Below are 20,070 nucleotides of genomic sequence, written 5' to 3' on the forward strand. Positions count from 1 at the left end.
GCGGTCGACGCAGGTTTTGTGCCCAACGACATGCAGGTCGGCCAGACCGGCAAGATCGTCGCCCCGCAGCTGTACATCGCGGTCGGCATCTCCGGTGCGATCCAGCACTTGGCCGGCATGAAGGATTCCAAAGTGATCGTTGCGATCAACAAGGATGAAGAGGCGCCGATTTTCCAAGTTGCCGATTACGGCCTGGTCGCGGACCTGTTCGAGGCATTGCCTGAGCTGCAAGCCTCGCTCTGATCGATTCGTAGTTGTTTGTTCCCCGACGCGGCATGCCAGCAGGCATGCCGTGATCGGGCAGTTGTGCGCCCAACACTCATAGCAATAACAACAGAGGTCGGCAGAACATGTACAACACTCACTCTTTTGCGGGGTCTTCGCACGCCTTCGACAAAGCCTCCCTGGCCCTGGCCTTGCTGCTGGCTGGCAGCGGCCAGGCCAACGCCGCCGGGGCCTTCGACCCGCAGGCAGCCGGCATGACCGGCGATTGGGGCGGCACGCGAACGGCGCTGATCGAGCAGGGTTATGACTTGACCCTCGACTACGTCGGCGAGCTGGGCTACAACGCCCATGGTGGCTATGACCAGAACCGCACGGCGCGCTGGAGCGGGCAGTTCACCCTGGGTGCGCAGTTGGATTTGCAGAAAATCCTTGGTTGGCAGGATGCGACCTTCAAGCTGGCCATCACTGAGCGTGAAGGGCGCAATATCAGTAACGACCGGATCAGTGATCCGCGTGCGCCGATGTACTCCTCCAACCAAGAGGTCTGGGGGCGTGGGCAGACCTGGCGGCTGACCCAGATGTGGCTTAGCCAGTCTTATTTCGACCAGCGGCTCAACGTCAAAGTTGGTCGTTTTGGCGAGGGAGAAGACTTCAACAGCTTCCCCTGCGACTTCCAGAACCTGGCCTTGTGTGGCTCGCAGATGGGCAACTGGGCGGGCAGTGGTATCTGGTACAACTGGCCGATTTCCCAGTGGGCTGCCAGGGTCAAATACGCCTTGGCGCCGCAGCTCTATATTCAGGTCGGGGTATATGAACACAACCCCAGCCTGCTCGAAGACAACAATGGCTTCAAGCTGAACTTCAGTGGGGGGGAAGGGGTGATCCTGCCGGTCGAGCTGCTGTGGACGCCGACCGTCAATTCGTTGCCAGGCGAGTACCGCGTGGGCGGCTATTACAGCAGCGCCGATGCTGCCGACGTGCAGTCGCGTGTGGTACCGGGAGACCTGTCCAGTGCGATGGCCAGCCGCGACAGCAAATATGGCTACTGGCTGGTGGCCCGCCAGCAAGTCACGGCCCATCAGGGCGACCGGGCACGGGGCCTGTCGCTGTTCGCCAACGTCACCGTGCAGGATCGCGAGACCAGCCAGGTGGGGCACTTCATCCAGGCCGGGCTGACCTACAAGGGGCTGTTCGACGCCCGGCCCGAGGATGAAATTGGTTTCGGGGTGGCCCGCATCAGCACCAACTCGCGCTATCGCAACAATCAGAAGGCGATAAACCAGGCCAATGGTCAGACCGACTACCACAGTCCGCTGTATCAGCCCGTGCAAGGCAACGAGTACGACGCCGAGCTGTACTACGGCGTGCAGGTGGCCAAGTGGTTGGTGATTCGCCCTAACATCCAGTATGTGCGCAACCCGGGCGGGGTCAGTGAAGTGGATGACGCTTGGGTGGTGGGGCTGAAGATGCAGAACAGTTTCTGATCTGCCATCAACGACACCGAGCTGCAATGGCTCGGTGTCGTTCCTCCCCAGCGTGTCGCCTAGAGTGCTACCGCCGGGGTCAAGGGCGCAGGCTCACGACGAATGCTGGCCAGCGGTACGCTCACCAGCAGCAAGGTCAACACCACGGTCACGCCGATTCCCCAGGCCGCGAGGGTGAAGCCGCCCAGGGAGATCAGCCCACCGGAAATCGCCGGGCCTACCGCCAGGCCCAGGCTCAGGAAGCTGCTGGCGGCGGCTACCACGCGACCTTCGCGATCCAGCGCTGCGGCCAGGCCAGTCAGGTAGCTCAGGGCATAGAAATAGGTCACGCAAATGGTCATCACGCCTGCGGTATAGAGGGTCTTGGAGTGCTCGCCGAGCACGTAGCTCAGGCTGGTTGCGCCGGTCAGCAGGATCGCCAGGATCACCGGGGTGCTCATGCCGAAGCGTTTACCGACCATGGCCGCGATCAGCGGACCGATCAGGCCGACGAACGACTGGAACGACAACAGTACGCCCAGCTCATCGCCGCTGTAGCCGACCATCGTGCCGATCCGTTCGACGAAGGCCCAGCCCATGGTGTCGCGGGCCTGGAACACGAACATCGCCAGCATCATGCAGATCGCCGGCAGGCTGAGCAGGATATTGCCGCCGCCCTTGCCGTTGCCCAGGCTCACGGGTGCAGCGTCGGCCACTGGCGCACGTTGGGCCATTGCGGGGATGGCCAACAGCATCACCGCCATGGTCGCGGCCATGGCGTAGTACAAGCCCGACAGACCGTATAGGGCCATGACCTTGGCGTATCCGAGCATCACCACGATCATCAGGACCACCGAAAGCACGTTCATGTGCCCGGCGATCCGGTCAGGGTGCTTGGCGCTGGACACCGCCGCATTGCCACAGGCCAGGGCCAGGCCGGCGCCGATACCCGCGACGCAGCGGACTGCGGCCAGGCCATAGAGGCTGTCGACATTGGCACTGACCAGGTTGGCGGCGATCGCCAGCACCGTGCCGAGGAGGGCCAGGGTGCGTCGTGGCGCGCGGCCCATGAACGGCGCGACCAGCAACGAGGCGAGCATGGTGAAGCCAAATTCTGCCGACATCAGCAGCCCGGCCTGGGCCTCGTTGAGCTGCAGGTCATGAATGATTGCACTGATCAGGAACGGCAAGGCCCACAGGCCAAGCAAACCGACCCCGTAGGCGGAACCGGCGGCAGAGAACACCAGGCTCCAGCTTTCGGGCAAGACGTTGCGTATTGTTTTCATGGGTGAACCCTTGTTAGAAGCACGTCGTGGGGTAATGGCGCGCCCTCATCGGCGCGCCTGCGGGTTTGCATTTATTGCTGGCTTTCGTCGACCGGGGTGCCGTCGTCGTATTGCGCCAGCCAGCTGACCATGGCATCGCGGTAGCGGGTAAAGCCCTTGTAATCCACCAGCTCCTGGTCGAGGTCGCGGATCACCCGGTGCATGCGCTTGGCCCATTGCGGGGCAAACTCGGCCAGTTGCGCGAGGCTGACCAGGTAGGTGCGCACCGGGAACAGCACGGCGTTGCTGCGCGGCAGGCGGTGCAGCGGCTGCAGTTCGACCCGCAGGTTGACCAGCTCGCCGGCGTTTTCTGGGGTGACGATGGTGCGATCAGGCGCCCAGTCCGGCAGGGTTTCGGCGGAGGTTTCCAGGCGCGGATTGACCGTGATCGACCAGTTGGTCCGGCGCACCGGGTGGCCTGGACGCAGGCGCAGGAGGAACTTCAGCGCGCGCTGCAAGATGCCCATCTCGTGCAACTTGGGCACCGGGCCGTGGAACTCCATGAAGCTCATGCCCAGGTTGAAGCGCAGCGAGTAGTCGGCGCGCTGGGTGGCCATGCCGGCGCCCATCACCAAGGTGTCGTCACGTTCTTCGAGGAGGATGAACTCGCCCTGGGCCTGGCGGGTGATGTACTCCATCGGCTCCATCGGCAGGGTGCTGGCGTCGCCGAAGGTGAAGGTGTCGTCGATTTGCAGCGGGCGGTTGACCCAGTGCCACTGGCTGCCGTTCTTCTCCAGGCTGAAGTGCTCGGGGAAGTCCCGCGAATACGACTCCATCAACAGTTCGAGCAAGTCCCACTGGGCTTCCATCATGTGCGGCAGGGCGGCGTAGTGCACCCCTGGCTGGCTGTCGAGGGTCTGCGCGCGGTGATGGCATTCGGAGATGTAGTGCTCGTCGATGTCGAACTGCGCGCGCAGGGCGCCGTTGCCAAACGGTACATGCGGCTCGACGTTCATCGAGTACATGTACTGGTCTTCCGGATAAGGGAAGGGCAGGCGCAGGATCGCTTCGCGGCTGTTGCTGTAGGTGTGGCCGGCGCCAACGTCGGCGTAGGTTTCGATAGGCTTGAATACGGTCATGTTGTTGTTTTCCTGTCTCAGAGGTCTACGACCAGGCGGCTGCAATTGGCGCGGGATACGCAAGGCATGAATTTGCGATTGCTCAGCTTGTCTTCATCGCTGAGCCAGTCGTCGCGATGGTCGAGCTCGCCATCGACATGCAGGACTTCGGTCTCGCAGTAGCCACAGGCGCCGCCGCGGCACAGGTAGGGCACCTTGTAGCCGGCCTGCTCGGCGGCTTCGAGCAGCGACTGCTCGGCCGGCACTTCGAGGGTGACGCCCTGGCGCGCCAGGGTGACGCTGAACGGCTGGCCGCTGGAGCCTTGCTCGACGAAACGCTCGTAGTGGATGTGGCTGTCGGTCCAGCCCAGGGCGTGGGCGCTGTCGAGGGTGTCGTCGATCATGCTGTCCGGGCCACAGACGTAGACATGACTGCCCAGCGGGCGAGCGGCGAGGATGGTGCGGATATCCATGCGCGTGTCCTGGCCCTGCACATACAAGTGCACTCGATCGCCATAGCGCGCTTGCAGTTCATGGCCCAGGGCGGTGTGCTGCGGGCCGCGCACGGCCAGATGCAGCTCGAAGGTCGACTGCTTGAGCTGCAGCTCCTCGAGTTGCGAATACACCGGGGTGATGCCCACGCCGCCAGCGATGAACAGGTGCTGACGAGCGTGCTTGGCCAGGGGGAACAGGTTGGCCGGCTGCAGGATCTGCAGCAGCGCGCCTTCGCTGACGTGCTCATGCAGGTAGCGTGAACCGCCACGACCGTCGCTGACCCGGCGTACGGCGATCTGGTAGGCGCTGGAGTCGTAGGGCGAGCTCATCAGCGAGTAGGCATTGCGGTGGGTCTTGTCGCCGTCTTCCATTACCACCACCACATGGCTGCCGCCGGAGAACGCTGGCAAGTGCTTGCCATCCGGGTCGACCAGGGTGAAGCGCTTGATCTCAGGGGTCAGTTGCTCGATGCGGGCAACCCGCACGCTGAGCGTGCCGTTATGGGTATTCATGTGTCGAGCTCCTCGGCTGCGGGCAGTTCGCCTGGGACTTCGCCATCGGCCTTGATGCCCTGGAAGGCGGCCAGGCGGCGGGAATAGTGGTCACGCACCACCAGATCGAGCTGGCAGCCCGGGCAGCTGAAGACCCTTTGCGTTACGTTTTCGGTGTAGGTGTCGCAGTGCGCGCACCACACTCGGCGGACCAAGGTGCCGCTGTGTTCGCGTAGCACTTCGTCGCGGTTCAGGTCGACGGCGTTGGCCGCTTGCATGGCGGTGCCGATGAAGCTTTCCGAGCCGCTGAGATACAGCCGAGTGCCCATGCACGCCACGCCGAGCTGCGCACGCAGGGCGTCGAGCAGCGCTTGGTTGCTGGGGAACGCTTGCAGGTCGGCAACCTGCGCCGCTTGCAGCGCCTGCAAGTGGTCGTGGCCAGAGAACGACTCGCTGGAATAGAGCACGGTGCTGTGCTGGCGTTGGCCGGGGGTCATGTCTGCGATCAAGCGCAGCATGGCCACACCGCCGCTACCCTGGCCCGCGATCAAATGGCGCAGGCCACCTGTCATGGGTTGCAGCCGGTCGTAGACCGGACGGCTCTTGATGCCGGTAATAAGCATGGTGACACACCTCGTAAGCCGTTACCCCGGTTGTGCCGGGAAGTAACAAAGACGGCTGGTTTCAGGCTAGAGCAGGGTGCAAAGCAGAACCCATGCCATATTGCCTATGGTTTTATATGTTTTATGTCGAGGACGCGTTTGAAGCGTTTTTCATCAGGTTTGTTTGAGTGATGGTGCTGCTCGGTGGTGCGCGCCGCCCCGATCAGGTGCGCCGCGCATACCGGGGTTAGTGCTTGAACATGACGTGGCGCACGCAGGTGTAGTCTTCCAGGCCGTACATGGACATGTCCTTGCCATAGCCGGACTGCTTCATGCCGCCATGGGGCATTTCGCTGACCAGCATGAAGTGCGTATTGACCCAGGTGCAGCCGTATTGCAGGCGCGCAGCGAGGCGGTTGGCGCGGCCGACGTCGCGGGTCCAGACCGAGGAGGCCAAGCCGTAGTCGGAGTCGTTGGCATAGGCCAGGGCCTGGGCTTCATCAGTGAACGGGGTGATGCTCAGCACTGGCCCGAACACCTCGCGCTGAACGATCTCATCGTCCTGGCGGGCATCGGCCAGCACGGTCGGCTCGAAGAAGAAACCCGGCCCAGGGCCGCGCTTGCCGCCGGTGATCACGCGGATGTGCGGCTGCGCCTTGGCGCGTTCGACAAAGCCTTCGACGCGTTCCAGGTGTTCACGGGTGATCAGCGGCCCCAATTCGGTCTCAGGATCGTCCTGCAGGCCCATGTGCAGGCTGCCAACCGCCTCGCCAAGCTTGCTGACGAACTGCTCGTAGACCCCTTGCTGCACATACAGGCGGCAGGCGGCGGTGCAATCTTGGCCTGCGTTGTAGAAGCCAAAGGCGCGAATACCCTCGACGGCGGCGTCGATGTCGGCATCGTCGAAGATCAGTACCGGTGCCTTGCCGCCCAGTTCCATATGCGTGCGTTTGACGCTGCTGGCAGTGCTGGAGATGATCCGCGAGCCGGTGGCCACCGAACCGGTCAGCGATACCAGGCGCACCTTGGGGTGGTTGACCAGCGGTTCGCCAACGTTGGCGCCGCGACCAAAGAGGACATTGACGACGCCAGCGGGGAACAGCTCGGCCATGATCGCGGCCAGGGCCAGGGCGGTCAGCGGGGTCTGCTCGGATGGTTTGAGGACCACGCAATTGCCAGCCGCCAGGGCAGGGGCGAGCTTCCAGGCGACCATCATCAGTGGGTAGTTCCACGGTGCGATCGAGGCGACCACGCCGAGCGGGTCGCGGCGGATCATCGAGGTGTGCCCCGGCAGGTACTCACCACCGGCAGAGCCCGACAGACAGCGGCTGGCCCCAGCGAAGAAGCGGAATACGTCGGCAATGGCCGGAATCTCGTCGTTGAGCGCAGCCTGATAGGGCTTGCCGCAATTCTGCGACTCCAGGCGGGCCAGGTGCTCAGCTTCAGCTTCGATGCGATCGGCGAGTTTGAGCAGCAGCTGCGCGCGTTCCTTGGGCGGGGTCTGCGACCAACTGTCGAAGGCCTGGTCGGCAGCTTGCACGGCGGCGTCGACCTGGGCCGTGCAGGCTTCTGGGATGTGCACCAGCACTTCGCCCAGGGACGGGTTGTATACGGCGTAGGGCTCGCCTTGGCCCTCGACCAACTGGCCGTTGATCAGGAGTTTGGTTTGCATGGCGTATTCCTTGGTCGGTCTTATTGGTGGAAGTCGCTTGACGCAGGTCGCGCAGAACCCTGTTGCGGCCCGCTGAATCTCTAAACCTATGAAACCATATCTTAATGTTTGAAGTTTGCCAATATCTTCGAAAAGCTCCTTTTGCCCGGTAGAATGAGAAATTCAACGGTATCGGACGGGCGGCCGTTCGCTATAAGATGCGAAACTGAACCTTTTCGCCGAGGCCCCCGCCACGCCTTGCAATGCTTGTTAGGGAGAGGCAATGACTGCCCTGAATACTGCTCGAAATACCGCGTTCATCCGGCTGCGCCAGGAAGGGCGTACCGATGAGGTGGCGCGGCGGCTGGTCGAAGCCATCGAGCTCGGACTGTTCGCCGAGGGTCAGCAACTGCCCAGCGAGTCGGAGCTGGCCCTGCAGCTGGGGGTTGCCACAGTGACCTTGCGCGAGGCTTTGGTAGTGCTGCGTCAGCGCGGCCTGATCGAGACACGCCGGGGTCGCAATGGCGGCAGTTTCGTCTGCACCCCGGTCGAGTTGCCCGAGGCGTTGCTGATGCAGCGCCTACGCGAGATGAGTGGCCCCGATCTGCGCGACCTGGGCGATGAGCAAACTGCTATTTCGGGCACTGCAGCACGCCTGGCAGCCAAGCGCAGCTCACCCGAGCAGCAAGCGCGCATCGCCCAGCATATCGAAACCCTCAGGCAGGCGGGCTCGCGCCTGGCCCGCCACCGCGCCGACGCGCGCTTTCATATCGAAGTGGCGGCTGCCGCGCAGTCGTTGCGTTTGACCCACGCCGAGATGCGCTTGCAATCGGAAGTCGGGGAGTTGCTGTGGATGGAAGCCGCTGGTGGCGGCGATGTGAGCGTGGTCGAACACGAGCACCAGGCGATTCTACAGGCGCTGGTCGCAGGTGACGCGGTGTTGGCTGGAGCGTTGGCCGAGGCCCATGTCAGCCGCGGTATCAAGCGCTTGATCAGCTTGCGCCTGGAGCTGCTGGCCCAGGCCGAGGAGCACTGACGCCCCTTACCGCTGTGCCATCGCCCTATAACAAGAAAGCCGAAACCTGCGTGAGGTAATGCCATGTTTGCCCTGAGCGATAACGATCCCTTGTCGGCCTGTGCCGAACAGCTCGACACCACCCTGGGGACCATCTTCAGCCAGGTTCGCCTGTTGGTCGAAGAAACCCGAGCGCTGTGGCAACGGGTCCTGGCCGAAGGGCGCCAGCCGCTCGCCAAAGACCTGGCCACCTTGCGTCCAGCCATCGACCAGCAATTGCTGGCCACCGGCGCCTTTGGCTGTGGCGGCGGGGTTATTGTCGAGCCCCATTGCCTGGCCGACCGCGAGATGCACCTGGAATGGTGGTACTTGGCTGATGGCGGCAAGACCCTGCCTCTGCGGCCGAACTTCGACCGTCGCCGGGAGAACTTCTACGACTACACCGCAATGCCCTGGTACCGCCGCCCGCGCGATACCGGCAAAAGCGTGGTGGAAGGTCCGTACGTGGATCTGTACGGTACCAACATGTATGTGCTGACCTTCACCATGCCGATCGTGGTAGAGGGGCGCTTCATTGGCGTCGCCGGGCTGGATTTGTCGTTGCACAACCTTGAGCGCTTGCTGGTACGCAGCCTGATGCGCCTGGACCACGAAGCGGTGCTGATTTCCGCCGATGGCCGGGTGATCGCCTCCAATACCGCCAACTGGATGGTCGGTGATCTGGCTCAGGCCTTGTTGAACACGGTACCGCAGAATGGCGTACGGTTGGCGTTGGCTGAGTCGCAAGCGGGCTGGTCGCTGGTACGCTTGCCGGCGCTGCGCAAAGCGCCTTGACCTGCGAGCCCAGCCGCCCAGGACTCAGCCGGTGTTGCGCTGCTCCAGGCGCTGGGCAAACTGGCCAATCACCTGCACCACTTGCTGGGCGCCTTGATGGATGTCGCCAATCACCGCGCCTGCCTGGTTCGCCAAGGCAACGCCTTGCTCGGTTTTCAGGGTGCTGGAGTGCATGCTGGCAACCGCCTGTTGAGCCAGTTGGCGGTTTTTCCCGACCACCTCACTGATTGCCACGGTTGCCTTGCTGGTCCGTTGGGCAAGATTACGCACTTCGTCAGCGACCACGGCAAAACCCCGCCCTTGCTCGCCCGCACGGGCGGCTTCGATGGCGGCGTTGAGGGCCAGCAGGTTGGTCTGCTCGGCGATGCTGCCAATCGCATCGACAATGCTGCCGATCTGTTCGGATTGCGCGCTCAGGGCGCTGACCCCGCTGGCCATCTGCTCAAGCTCGTCGGCAATGCTCTGCACCACGGTCACGGTCTGTTGGACCACCGCAGCACCGCGCTGGGTATGTTCATCGGTCGCTCGGGAGGTCTCGAACGCCAGCAGCGCCGCGTGTGATTCGGCCTGGCGCTGCTCGACATCGGGGGTCACGTTGGTGGCGAACTTGACCACCCCATAGAGTTTGCCTTGGTCGTCGTAGAGCGGGTTGTAGCTGGCCTGTAACCAGATGCTGACGCCGCGGCTGTCGACACGCTGGAACAGCCCTGTTTTGTATATGCCGCGGTTGAGCTCAGACCAGAACGCTTGATAGCCGTCACTGTGGCTTTCACTGGGCAAGCAGAACATCTGATGATGCTTGCCGCGCACCTGCTCCAGGCGATAGCCCATCACCTTGAGGAAATTTGCGTTGGCGTTGATCACCACGCCATCCAGGTCAAACTCGATCACCGCCATCGAACGATCGATTGCGGTGTTGTAGCTGGATTGCTTGTGCGCCCGCAGCTTATAGCCGTCGATCTCCCGTTCAAAGGTCACCACCGATTCCCGCAGGGCGGCCAACTCACCTTCCAGGGCGGTCTGGTGTGCCTGGGACTTTTGCAACAGTTGCTGGTGGATGCGGGTGCGCATGAACATCTGAGAGGCTCCGAGGGACGATGCTGCGCAGCGGTAATCATCCGAGGAGGAGGGCGGCAGCAGTGGCGCTATTAAGCCATCATGCGCGGAATAATTGTACAAATATCTATCCTTGTACAACTTTTCGCGCTACTGCCAGTCGATCAACCGCTGATTGGGGGGCGGGCCTGTACGGTCTCGGCAACTGCTTCAGCACGGTCGGCGCGTAGGATCGACGCCCTGCGCTGCTCATATTGTTCCAACGTCAGGCCCTGACGGGCGAGGGCTTCGAGCTGCAACTGGCGAGTTTCTTCGGCGCTGTAGGGGCGCAGTTCGGGATGATTGGCACAGCCGCTTAGCACACTAAGGCCAATGGCTAGCAAGGTAGCGAAAAGCAGGCGGGCTGTGATGGTCATCGAGGGAGCTCCTTGGCGCGAGATTGGTGAAGGCGAGTCGATGACGCAAGGTTAAGGAGGGGGTGTATTGAGTTGAAATTGCTTTGGTCGATAGTGGGTATTGGTTTTGCCTAAGGGTAGATTTGGCGCCGCTTGCGCAGCGCCACGCTAGCGGGAGGCACAAGCCGTTCGATTATCGAGCACAGATCGCATGTTAGCGCTAAACCTTCCGCGATCAATGCCGAACGTAATGGGTAGTACATTTTACTGCCACCCGGATGCGTCGCCATGTCACTACGCCACCTCACCATCGCCACTCGCTCTTACTTGAGCTTCAGCCTGATCGCCGCCCTGGTGGTGGTGCTCGGGCTGTTTTCCATCGACAAGATCTCCAGCATGCGCGAAGCGGTGGTGTACACCGAACAGGTGACCAACGTCGGCACTCGCTACCTGGGCGAGGTGCGCAGCCACATGCTCGGCCTGCGGGTGATCACCCTGCGTATGGCCATCGCCCGCGATCCTGCCCAGCTGGCGCCAACCGTGGCGCGCCTGGAAGTGCTCAAGGGGCTGCTCGACAAAGGCGTCCAAGGTTACGGCGCAGTGCTGCCGGCAGCGGGCAAACCGGCGTTTGCCGAAATGCAGCAACTGATCGACCAGTACCGGGTGCTGCTCGACCAGTACAAGGACTTGTCCGAGCGCAATCAGTTGGCGTCGATGCAGACCATGCTCAGCGGCGCCATGCAGGACATCTCCAACCGCATCGGCGAGCTGTACGACAGCCTGGTCAGGTTCAGCAGCGAAGCCGCCGAGCAGCACACCGCTCAAGCCCGCGCCGATTACCAGCGGGCGCTGTACCTGACTTTCAGCGTCATTGGCCTGGTGCTGTTGCTGACCATTGCCCTGGCCTGGCTGCTGACGCGTAGTATCGTCAGCCCACTGCGCGAAGCCATCCGCGTCGCGCAGAATATCGCCGAGGGTGATCTCTCACATGCCGTACAGGCCACTGGCCGTGACGAGGCGACCCTGCTGATGCATGCCCTGGCGGCGATGCAGGCTAGTCTCACGGATGCCCTGCGGCTGATCGGCGATTCCTCGCATCAGCTGGCGGCAGCCAGCGAACAGATGTCGGCGATTACCCAGCAGACCTCCGGCGACCTCAATCGACAGAGCGACGAGATCCAGCAAGCCGCCACCGCGGTGACCGAAATGAGCGTTGCGGTGGAAGAAGTGGCGCGCAACACGGTGAGCACCTCTGAGATCTCCCGCCAGTCGGAGGATGCCGCACGGCGCGGGCGTGAGCGGGTGGGCGAGGCAATCAATTCGATCAGCAAGATGAGCCACGATGTGCATGAAGCATCGCGGCAGATCGAGGCCCTGGCATTGTTATCGCAGCAGGTAGGCAAGGTGCTCGATGTGATTGGCGCGATTGCCGGGCAGACCAACCTGCTGGCGCTCAATGCGGCAATCGAGGCGGCGCGGGCGGGTGAAGCTGGACGGGGCTTTGCCGTAGTGGCCGATGAGGTCAGGGCGCTGGCGGCACGGACCCAGAGCTCGACGTTGGAGATCGAGGAGATGGTCAATGCCATTCGCGAGGGCACGGCGCGGGTCGTCGAGTCGATGCACAGCAACAGCCAGCAGGTCGGTCATACCCTGCAGGTGGCTGAGCTTGCCGGGCAAGCGCTGGATGAAATCACCAACGGCGCAACCACTATCCATGAGCGCAACCTGGTGGTAGCCAGCGCCACTGAAGAGCAGGCTCAAGTTGCCCGCGAGGTGGACCGCAACTTGCTCAACATCCGCGATCTGGCGGTGCAGACCTCCGAGGGCGCGGATCAGATCAGTGCGGCAAGCCAGGAATTGGCCAGCCTGTCGATTGGCTTGAGCGGCATGATGAAACGTTTCCGCCTCTGAGCTGCGCTCAAGCGTGGCAACTAGGCAAGAAACTCAGACTCCGCAGGGCAAGCGGCCTGCTTGTCCTGCTGGATGCTGGTGTACACCGCGAGACTGCACACCCCGACCAGCCCAACACTGGCCAGCAGGATATCGCCCAGCAGCATACCGACCACCAGCAGGAATACGGTGATGCGAAAGAGGGTGGTCATGACTGCCTCCGATGCAGATGCGATGGTCTCCAGAGCCTCACCATAACGTCCTGCCCGCCAGAGTGCAGCCCGCTTGAGCGGAGCTGGCACTCCTTCCCTCTGATTTGGCAGATCGAGCGTCGCCGGCGCTGCTTTAGGGGGGAAGAGCGGGCTTGCCCCGCGTTGAGGCCAGAGCGCCCACAACCTACGCCCTAGCAATCAGCCCCCGGCATAGCCAACCGATTTCCCCGCCAACCGGCTGCGCATCACGAAATACGCCGCCACCACAATCAACGACGTCACCGTGGTGAACCAGAACTGGAACCGCGAGGCCGGATCGAATGCCTGGGTAACGATCACCGCCAGCAGGGCAAACAGCGCAACGATGTTGGCGTACGGGAAGAACCACGCGCGGAACGCGCTCGGGTCCACCGGCTCATGCCGGGTTTTCCAGCGCATGGCCCAGTGGGCAATGATGATGAAGATCCACACGATCATCACGAACGTGCCGCTGCTTTTGGCCAGGGTCATGAACAGGTCACCACCGCTGATGAAGTGCACGGTCAGAATCAACAAGCAGATACTCAAGCTGAGCAACAACGCGTTCAGCGGCACGCCTTTGGAGGTAGTGCGCGAGAACAACTTCGGCGCATGGCCACGCTGGCTCAGCGAGAACAGCATGCGCGAGTTGGAGAACATGAACGAGTTCATCACCGACATGAACGAGATGAACAACACGATCTTCATCGCCACCGCGGCACCGCTGAAGCCAGCCAGGGTGAACAACGAGACATACGGTGAGGCCAGGTTGGCGGTGTCGGTCCAAGGCAGGCACAGGATCAGGATCGACACGGAGCCCACATAGAACAGCATCACCCGCAGGATCACGCTCTTGATCGCGCGAATGACGTTCTTGCGTGGATTTTCCGATTCACCGGCCGCCACGGCGGCGATTTCACTGCCGCCCAGCGAGAAGATCACCACCACCACACCTGCCATGACTGGCGACAGGCCATTGGGCATGAAGCCGTCGTGAGCGGTCAGGTTGACCCAGCCAGGGGAGGGGATATCGTTGTGCAGGCCAAGCAGAATCGAGATGCCCAGCGCCATGAAGATGACAATTGTGGCCACCTTCATTGCCGCCAGCCAGTACTCCACTTCGGCGAAGGATCTAACCGAGTAGGCGTTACTCGCCATCAGCGTCACCAGCATGATGAAAGCGCCTGCCCAGATCGGTAGCCCTGGCAGAAAATCATTCAGGATTGCGCCTAGTAGCACTGCTTCCAAGGTGATGGTCAACATCGACTTGAACCAGTACAACCAGCCGACAGCAAAGCCTGCCCATTCGCCGAGGTAGGTGTTGGCGTAGGTCGAGAACGAGCCGGCATCTGGGTTGCGACAGGCCATCTCGCCCAGCATGAACATCACCAAGGTGACCACTATGCCGCCGATGAAGTACGACAGAATCGCGGCAGGCCCGGCCGAGGCAATCAGTTTGCCCGAGCCCATGAACAGCCCCGCACCGATCACCCCGCCCAGCGCGATCATGGTGATATGCCGTTGTTTGAGGCTTTGCTTCAGACTGTTGGAATGCATTTCCTTGTCCTCTCTTATTATTCGGGAGGAGTCGGCGACAGTTGCGCAGCGCACCAACCGGTGTCCCCCGCAAAGACTGTCGCCCCCCAACGCAGGCATCGTCGTGCGCCTGCGTCCACGCCCTGTAGCCTTTCTTTAGGCAATGGCTATCAGGCTGGCCACCTTGGACAAGGCAGGCGCGTAGCTCAAGCGAATTCTGCGCACAACATCCTGCGAATTTTTCTTGAGGGCGGTGCTTGCAAAGCGCCGGCGTCCGCCGAGCCAGGGCTAGAGGAACTTGATCGGGTAGTTGACGATCAGGCGGTTCTCATCGATGTCGTAGCTGCTGAAGTCACGGCGCAGGGTGGAGTTGCGCCAACGTAGCGACAGGTCTTTGAGCGGGCCGCTTTGCACCACGTAGGCCAGCTCCGATTCCCGCCCCCATTCCTTGCCGCGCCGGCCAGCGCTGGTTTGCACATGATCACCGGACAAGTAACGGTTCATCAGGGTCAGGCCGGGCACACCCAGTACCACGAAGTTGAAGTCGTGCCGCAGTTGCCAGGAACGCTCATGGGCGCTGTCGTAGCTGGAGTTGTAGGTGTCATTGGCCAATGGGTAGCCGGCCGTGCCGTTGACCCGCATCCAGCCGGTTTCACCAGCCACTCGCTGCAAGCCCAGGTAGACGGTATGCCCACCGATTTTCGCGCTCAGTAGCAACGAGGTGGTCTTGTTATCCAGTTGGCCGGCTTTGGCTGCGCCGTGTTCATCGCCGACGAACAAGCCGAAGTTGACGCCAAGGGTCCAATCACCGGCAGGCTGGCTGTGGATCACGTTGAGGTAGCGCTGTTGATAAATGTCCTCAAGCTGGGCATACCAGAGGCCGACTTGTGTGGCGTTGTCGTTGAACAGGTACTCAGCGCCAGCGAAGTTGAAACGCTCGGAGCTGGCGTCCGGGCGCCCGGCCATGAACATACGTTCCATGCTGGCGTCATTGCGCGGGCTGTTGCCGCGCATCTGGCCGGTATACAGGATCAGGTTGTCAATTTCTCGAGACGTCAGCTGAGCGCCGCGGAAGGTCTGTGGCAACGAACGGCCGTCATCGGAGCGCAATATGGGCAGTAGGGATAGCCACTCACCCACTTTCAATTCAGTGGTCTTGTAGCGGGCCTTGAGCGCTACGCCCAGGCGGCCAAAATCATCTGCAGGGCTGCCGTCAGCATGTACCGGCAGCAGTTGCGTGCCCGCCGTGCCTTGGCCGCCATCGATCTTGAGTGCATACAGCCCTAGCACGTCGACGCCAAGGCCCACAGTGCCCTGGGTGAAGCCCGAACGCAGGTCGAAGATGAAGCTCTGCGTCCATTCCTCGGCTTTGGCCTGGGGGTATGCGGGGTCGACGAAGTTGCGGTTGTGATAAAAATTGCGCAGGTTCAGCGTGGCTGTGCTGTCGTCGACCAGGCTGTCTGCCGCAACGCCGAGTGCGGCTGTGGTGCAGAGCAGGCCGATGGCTATTGAGCTTACGTCGCTGGTAGAGCGAGGCGGTGTAGCGCGTGCAAGGATGTTCATTATTGTTATGTCCTTTACGATCGGGCGCAGAACACCCTCACAGCGCCAAGGCTGCGAAGCAGGAGGGTGTTTGCGCTTGAGGGAGGAGGGGTTAGGCGCCCGTCAGGGCAATCAAGGCGGGTACGGTCAGTACGGCGGTGTAGTAACCCATGAATTGCACGCCGATGTTGAAGCCGAGCAAGCGTGAGAGGAAACCGCCCAACAGGCCGATGGTGACAATCACCAGCAACCCGAGCAGGCCGCCTTCCCAGATGCCGATCACCAGAATCAGCCCAACGAAGGTCGCGATCACCGCCTCATGGCTGATCTTGCGCGATACGTAGGAGGCGGCGCGGTGGGCATAATTCATGGTAAAGGGGTAGGCGATCAGGATCGCCACCACCACCGCCAACAGCCCGTAGCCGAGAAACTCCCAGGTGCTGAGCAGGGTGTGCAGGTTGTTTACCTGGCCGCTGGCAGCATCGACGCTAAAGCGCGGCGGCGCATTGAACAGCGGCGCGGCAGGGCCGGCGGCAACCGGGCTCAGCGGGAGGCCGAAGGCGATCAGCGGAATCAACGCCTCGGCCAGGTAGGTCGACTCGGTGACGCCGTTGCGGGCGGTGATGACGGTGGTCAGGCGGTGGTAGACATGCTTGACCCGCGAGCCGACAGCCTCGCCCATGATCACGGTCATGGCCACCGGGCTGAACACGAAGGTGGCACTGGAGACAACGGCAGTGGCCGCCGTCCACAGGCTCTGCTTGCTGTCGAGAACACGCAGTGGGTTGGGGAAGAACCCGCCCCAGCTTTTCACATCCGGCGACAACGAGAAGGTCCGCACTTGCTCACGACGCATGTTGGCTCGCTCAGAGGGGGCGAGCAGGCAGAACAGCGCGGCGATCAGCGGGCCGATGGCGATGCCGAGAAAGTAACTGACACTGAGCTTGACCCCGTACTGTGCGGTCAGGCTTTGCAAGCCGACAATCACCATGACGAACGGGATCAAGGTCAGCACTGCCGCCAGACGGCCTTTGGAGAACCAGGCGATGGCCACTGCCGCCAGCAGGAACACCCAGGGCGCGGCATGCTTGATCAGGTCCCCGAACGGCGCGAGCATCACCGCGAACAACACCGCCACAGGCACGGCAATCAACGCCGCGATCACCGCACCGGAGATCATCTTGCGCAGGGCAATATGCGGCACGCCCAGGTTGCGCAAGAAGTTGGCCTCGCGCATCAACGGCGTGGCCATGGTATCGCCCGGGATACCCAGCAGCGCGGTCGGTACGGCGTGGGTCATATGCTTGGCCACGGCACCGGCCAGGAAGAACGTCAGCACCCCGGCCGCCGGCACTCCGAGTAAAACCACCAGCAGGGTCAAGGGGGCGAGGGTGGTGGTTTCATCGCTGCCAGAGATCAGGCCGATGCCGGCAAAAATCACCGCGCCCACGATGCCCATGCCCAGCGCGATCAGGAACTGATCCATCACCAGGGCGATCATGGGCGGCCACCGGGGACGCTGACTGCAAGCACCGCGCCGGCAGGGGCAACATCGGCGTTGCTCGGCGCGCAGTGCAGGCTTTTTTCGTAATCGGCGAACAGATCATAAAGATCCATTTCCTTGAGCTCGGCAATGGTTGCCGCTGGCAGGTCTGCCAGACTGCCCAGTGGGCCAAATTCGTTCTGCAGTTCGACCAGGATCTTCGCCCGCCAAGCCGGGTCTGCCAGCTGCTCGACGACATTACGCTTGGGCTTGAACAGCGCCGCACAGATGCCGCCGCCGACCAGGCAGCCGACAATTCCCACCAGCATCGCGTAGGCACGGGCCATCTGCGCGGACTCCACCCAACCGAGCAGCAAATGTTGCGCGGTAGAGAACGCACCGAGGCTAACCAGCGCGCCAATGGCGATGGAGTAGAGCAGGTGGCGACCGTCTACGGTGTCGCCCCAGACTTCGAACAGTTCGGGTTTCATTGATGTTCTCCCACTGCCCTTGCGGGCTTTTATTGTTATCAGCGTGAAGAGATCGCGTTCAAGCCATTGTGCCTGAGGCGCGCTGGGCGAGCAGGGCACGGGCGACCCTGGATGCTGTTGGCCGGCCCAACTGGGCACTGATGAACTCACCCGCCGCGATCACGCCGTGCAGATCGACGCCATGGCTCATGCCCAGGCCATCGAGCAGGTACAGCAGCTCTTCGGTGGCAACATTGCCAGTGGCGCCTGGCGAGTAGGGACAACCGCCCAGGCCTGCGACCGAGCTGTCGAACACGCGAACACCGGCCTGCAGCGCGGCATGGATATTGGCGATGGCCATGCCATAGGTGTCATGAAAATGCCCGGCCAATGCGCTCACCGGCACAACCTGGCGGCAGGCGTCGATCAACGATTTGGTCGCCGCGGGAGTTCCCTTGCCGAGGGTGTCGCCCAGGCTGATTTCGTAGCAGCCCATGGCAAACAGCGAGGCACTGACGGCCGCCACGGCCTGCGGCGTGACCGGGCCACTGAACGGGCATCCCATGACACAGGAGACGTAACCGCGCACCCTCACGCCTGCCTCGCGAGCGCGTACCAGCACCTGTTGGTATTGGCGCAGGCTTTGCTCGATCGAACAGTTGAGGTTGTTTTGCGAGAACGCCTCTGACGCTGCGGCAAACACCGCCACCTCGCAGCAGCCGGAGGCTATTGCCGCCTCCAGGCCTTTGAGGTTGGGCACCAGCGCCGTCCAGGTCACTCCAGGGCGGATCGGCAGCGCCTTGAGCACTTGATCCGAGCCGGCCATCTGCGGCACCCAGCGAGGCGAGACAAATGCCCCGGCCTCCAAGGTTCGCAGCCCGGCGTCAGCCAACATTTCCAGCAGTTGCACACGACTCTGTGGCGCAAGGGTCAGCGCTTCATTCTGCAGGCCATCCCGTGCGCCAACCTCGACCAGCCGTACGGCGTCCATTACTGCGCCCGCTTGTGCTTGAGCAGTTCAGCCGCTTTGTCGGCGCGCACATCCCGGGCCTCGACCATCCGCTTGACCAGCCAGCCGATCTCCTCGCCCCTGGCGCCTGCGGACAGGGCAATGTTGCGCGCATGCAAGGCCATGTGGCCACGCTGAATGCCCTCGGTGGCCAGTGCCCGCAGCGCGCCGAGGTTCTGCGCCAAGCCCACGGCAACGGCGATTTCGGCCAGCTCCTGGGCAGTTTTAACGCCGAGAATGCGCAACGACAGCTGCGCCAACGGATGGGTCTTGGTAGCGCCACCGACCAGCCCGACCGGCATCGGCATCTCCAGCGTGCCGACCAGGTGGCCTTGGTGGTCTTTCTCCCAGCTGGTCAGCGAGCCATAGTGCCCATTGCGGCAGGCGTAGGCATGGGCTCCGGCCTCAACCGCGCGCCAATCGTTGCCGGTGGCGACGATCAGTGGGTCGATACCATTCATGATGCCCTTGTTGTGGGTGGCGGCGCGGTAGGGGTCGATCACGGCAAAGTTGTAGGCATCGAGGATGCCCTCGATGACCTCTTGGCCCGAGTAGGCGCTGGTGCTCAGCAGTTCAGGCGCGATACGCAGCTGTGCCCGGGCCAGGCGCAGGTCGGCCAGGTTGGAGAGGATGCGCAACCGCACCTTGCCGCCAGTGATCTCCTCCAGCAACGGCGCCACCGCTTCAGCCATGGTGTTGACGGTGTTGGCGCCCATGGCATCGCGCACATCGACGATCAGGTGGGCGACCAGCATGGGCCCGCGCGGGCTCTGGGCGAAGGTGTGCACTTCGATATCGCGGCAACCGCCGCCGAGGCTGTTGAGCAGTTGATCCTTGCGGTTGGCCAGCTCGATGATCTGGTCTTTGCGGCGCAGCAGGCTCAGGCGGGCATTGAACGGATCGGCAATGTCGACGATCTGCACCTGGGCGCGCATCAGCGGCAGCGAACTGGACGTGTGGAAACCGCCGGCCTCGCGGGCCAGCTTGGCCATGAATGAAGCGGCGGCCACCACTGACGGCTCCTCCACCACCAGCGGCACGATGACGTCGCGGCCGTTGATCTGGAAGTTGCTGGCCACGGCGTAGGGCAATTCGAAGGTGCCGATCACGTTCTCGATCATGCCGTCGGCGAGCTCCAGCGGCAACGCACCGGCATTGCGCAGCAGGGCGGCGTCTTGCTGAGGCAGGTCGAGGGCTTCTTGCAGGTAGTTCAGGCGTTCAGCGGGCGTCATGGCGCGGAACATGGGCAGGCGCGAATCGATGCTCATGGGAGGCTCTCGTGCAGTTATTGTTGTCAGTT

19 protein-coding genes and 1 pseudogene are annotated in these 20,070 nt (G+C 62.6%); 5 read left to right on the plus strand and 15 right to left on the minus strand.

Annotated features, from left to right (window positions below; genetic code table 11):
* On the plus strand, positions 1 to 243 hold a 243-nt coding region (locus ACI2JX_RS15875), incomplete at its 5' end, for an FAD-binding protein (RefSeq protein WP_404690448.1).
* Positions 244 to 350: 107 nt separating this feature from the next.
* Positions 351 to 1,709 (plus strand): carbohydrate porin, encoded by a 1,359-nt coding sequence (locus tag ACI2JX_RS15880; RefSeq protein WP_404690449.1) that lies wholly within the window; start codon positions 351 to 353, stop codon positions 1,707 to 1,709.
* A gap of 59 nt (positions 1,710 to 1,768) precedes the next feature.
* On the opposite strand, the gene ACI2JX_RS15885 is transcribed toward ACI2JX_RS15880, so the two are convergent.
* From ACI2JX_RS15885 to ACI2JX_RS15905, 5 genes are all read right to left on the minus strand, one after another.
* Positions 1,769 to 2,974: an MFS transporter gene (locus ACI2JX_RS15885; RefSeq protein WP_404690450.1), complete on the minus strand. Its 1,206-nt coding sequence runs from the start codon at positions 2,972 to 2,974 to the stop codon at positions 1,769 to 1,771.
* Positions 2,975 to 3,045: 71 nt separating this feature from the next.
* Positions 3,046 to 4,092 (minus strand): DUF3445 domain-containing protein, encoded by a 1,047-nt coding sequence (locus ACI2JX_RS15890; RefSeq protein ID WP_186554507.1) that lies wholly within the window; start codon positions 4,090 to 4,092, stop codon positions 3,046 to 3,048.
* Positions 4,093 to 4,109: 17 nt separating this feature from the next.
* Entirely contained in the window at positions 4,110 to 5,078 is a 969-nt protein-coding gene (locus ACI2JX_RS15895; RefSeq protein ID WP_186554506.1) for a PDR/VanB family oxidoreductase, read from the minus strand.
* The gene (locus ACI2JX_RS15900) at positions 5,075 to 5,680 is read right to left on the minus strand and encodes a dimethylamine monooxygenase subunit DmmA family protein (RefSeq protein WP_392467136.1); all 606 of its coding nucleotides are present in this window, start codon (positions 5,678 to 5,680) and stop codon (positions 5,075 to 5,077) included. The genes ACI2JX_RS15895 and ACI2JX_RS15900 overlap by 4 nt, the downstream gene beginning before the upstream one ends.
* A 226-nt stretch (positions 5,681 to 5,906) precedes the next feature.
* Positions 5,907 to 7,331, minus strand: coding sequence for a gamma-aminobutyraldehyde dehydrogenase (locus ACI2JX_RS15905; RefSeq protein WP_404690451.1), 1,425 nt, complete (start codon positions 7,329 to 7,331; stop codon positions 5,907 to 5,909).
* A 262-nt stretch (positions 7,332 to 7,593) separates the two neighbouring features.
* Between ACI2JX_RS15905 and ACI2JX_RS15910 the strand changes: the two genes are divergently transcribed.
* Both ACI2JX_RS15910 and ACI2JX_RS15915 read left to right on the plus strand, forming a co-directional pair.
* The gene (locus tag ACI2JX_RS15910) at positions 7,594 to 8,346 is read left to right on the plus strand and encodes a FadR/GntR family transcriptional regulator (RefSeq protein WP_186554503.1); all 753 of its coding nucleotides are present in this window, start codon (positions 7,594 to 7,596) and stop codon (positions 8,344 to 8,346) included.
* A gap of 63 nt (positions 8,347 to 8,409) precedes the next feature.
* On the plus strand, positions 8,410 to 9,159 hold the full coding sequence (locus tag ACI2JX_RS15915) for a cache domain-containing protein (protein ID WP_404690452.1): 750 nt from the start codon (positions 8,410 to 8,412) through the stop codon (positions 9,157 to 9,159).
* 24 nt (positions 9,160 to 9,183) lie between these two features.
* Here ACI2JX_RS15915 and ACI2JX_RS15920 read toward each other — a convergent pair whose 3' ends face one another.
* The 3 genes and pseudogenes from ACI2JX_RS15920 to ACI2JX_RS15930 all read right to left on the minus strand — a co-directional run bounded on the left by ACI2JX_RS15920 (position 9,184) and on the right by ACI2JX_RS15930 (position 10,631).
* On the minus strand, positions 9,184 to 9,753 hold the full coding sequence (locus ACI2JX_RS15920) for a methyl-accepting chemotaxis protein (protein ID WP_404690616.1): 570 nt from the start codon (positions 9,751 to 9,753) through the stop codon (positions 9,184 to 9,186).
* A pseudogene (locus ACI2JX_RS15925) lies at positions 9,736 to 10,236 on the minus strand (PAS domain S-box protein); the annotation flags it as partial. The gene ACI2JX_RS15920 and the pseudogene ACI2JX_RS15925, both read right to left, overlap by 18 nt.
* Positions 10,237 to 10,379: 143 nt before the next feature.
* Positions 10,380 to 10,631: a hypothetical protein gene (locus ACI2JX_RS15930; protein ID WP_264232968.1), complete on the minus strand. Its 252-nt coding sequence runs from the start codon at positions 10,629 to 10,631 to the stop codon at positions 10,380 to 10,382.
* Positions 10,632 to 10,898: 267 nt separating this feature from the next.
* Here ACI2JX_RS15930 and ACI2JX_RS15935 point away from each other — a divergent pair, with 267 nt between their 5' ends.
* Complete coding sequence (locus tag ACI2JX_RS15935) at positions 10,899 to 12,521, plus strand: methyl-accepting chemotaxis protein (RefSeq protein ID WP_404690453.1); 1,623 nt, start codon at positions 10,899 to 10,901, stop codon at positions 12,519 to 12,521.
* A 20-nt stretch (positions 12,522 to 12,541) separates the two neighbouring features.
* On the opposite strand, the gene ACI2JX_RS15940 is transcribed toward ACI2JX_RS15935, so the two are convergent.
* The 7 genes from ACI2JX_RS15940 to ACI2JX_RS15970 all read right to left on the minus strand — a co-directional run bounded on the left by ACI2JX_RS15940 (position 12,542) and on the right by ACI2JX_RS15970 (position 20,038).
* Positions 12,542 to 12,712, minus strand: coding sequence for a hypothetical protein (locus ACI2JX_RS15940; RefSeq protein ID WP_404690454.1), 171 nt, complete (start codon positions 12,710 to 12,712; stop codon positions 12,542 to 12,544).
* Between the two features lie 198 nt (positions 12,713 to 12,910).
* Complete coding sequence (locus tag ACI2JX_RS15945; protein ID WP_404690455.1) at positions 12,911 to 14,287, minus strand: amino acid permease; 1,377 nt, start codon at positions 14,285 to 14,287, stop codon at positions 12,911 to 12,913.
* A 267-nt stretch (positions 14,288 to 14,554) separates the two neighbouring features.
* Entirely contained in the window at positions 14,555 to 15,829 is a 1,275-nt protein-coding gene (locus ACI2JX_RS15950; RefSeq protein ID WP_404690456.1) for an OprD family porin, read from the minus strand.
* Between the two features lie 91 nt (positions 15,830 to 15,920).
* Positions 15,921 to 17,309 (minus strand): tripartite tricarboxylate transporter permease, encoded by a 1,389-nt coding sequence (locus ACI2JX_RS15955; protein WP_404690457.1) that lies wholly within the window; start codon positions 17,307 to 17,309, stop codon positions 15,921 to 15,923.
* Positions 17,306 to 17,782, minus strand: a complete 477-nt coding sequence (locus tag ACI2JX_RS15960; RefSeq protein ID WP_404690458.1) for a hypothetical protein — start codon at positions 17,780 to 17,782, stop codon at positions 17,306 to 17,308. Before ACI2JX_RS15960 ends, ACI2JX_RS15955 begins: the two co-directional genes overlap by 4 nt.
* A gap of 58 nt (positions 17,783 to 17,840) precedes the next feature.
* Positions 17,841 to 18,752: a hydroxymethylglutaryl-CoA lyase gene (locus ACI2JX_RS15965; RefSeq protein WP_404690459.1), complete on the minus strand. Its 912-nt coding sequence runs from the start codon at positions 18,750 to 18,752 to the stop codon at positions 17,841 to 17,843.
* Complete coding sequence (locus ACI2JX_RS15970) at positions 18,752 to 20,038, minus strand: hydroxymethylglutaryl-CoA reductase, degradative (protein ID WP_404690460.1); 1,287 nt, start codon at positions 20,036 to 20,038, stop codon at positions 18,752 to 18,754. Before ACI2JX_RS15970 ends, ACI2JX_RS15965 begins: the two co-directional genes overlap by 1 nt.
* Positions 20,039 to 20,070 lie beyond the last annotated feature (32 nt).

Source organism: Pseudomonas sp. NPDC088890 (assembly GCF_044900155.1).
GTDB classification, from domain to species: Bacteria; Pseudomonadota; Gammaproteobacteria; order Pseudomonadales; family Pseudomonadaceae; genus Aquipseudomonas; species Aquipseudomonas urmiensis.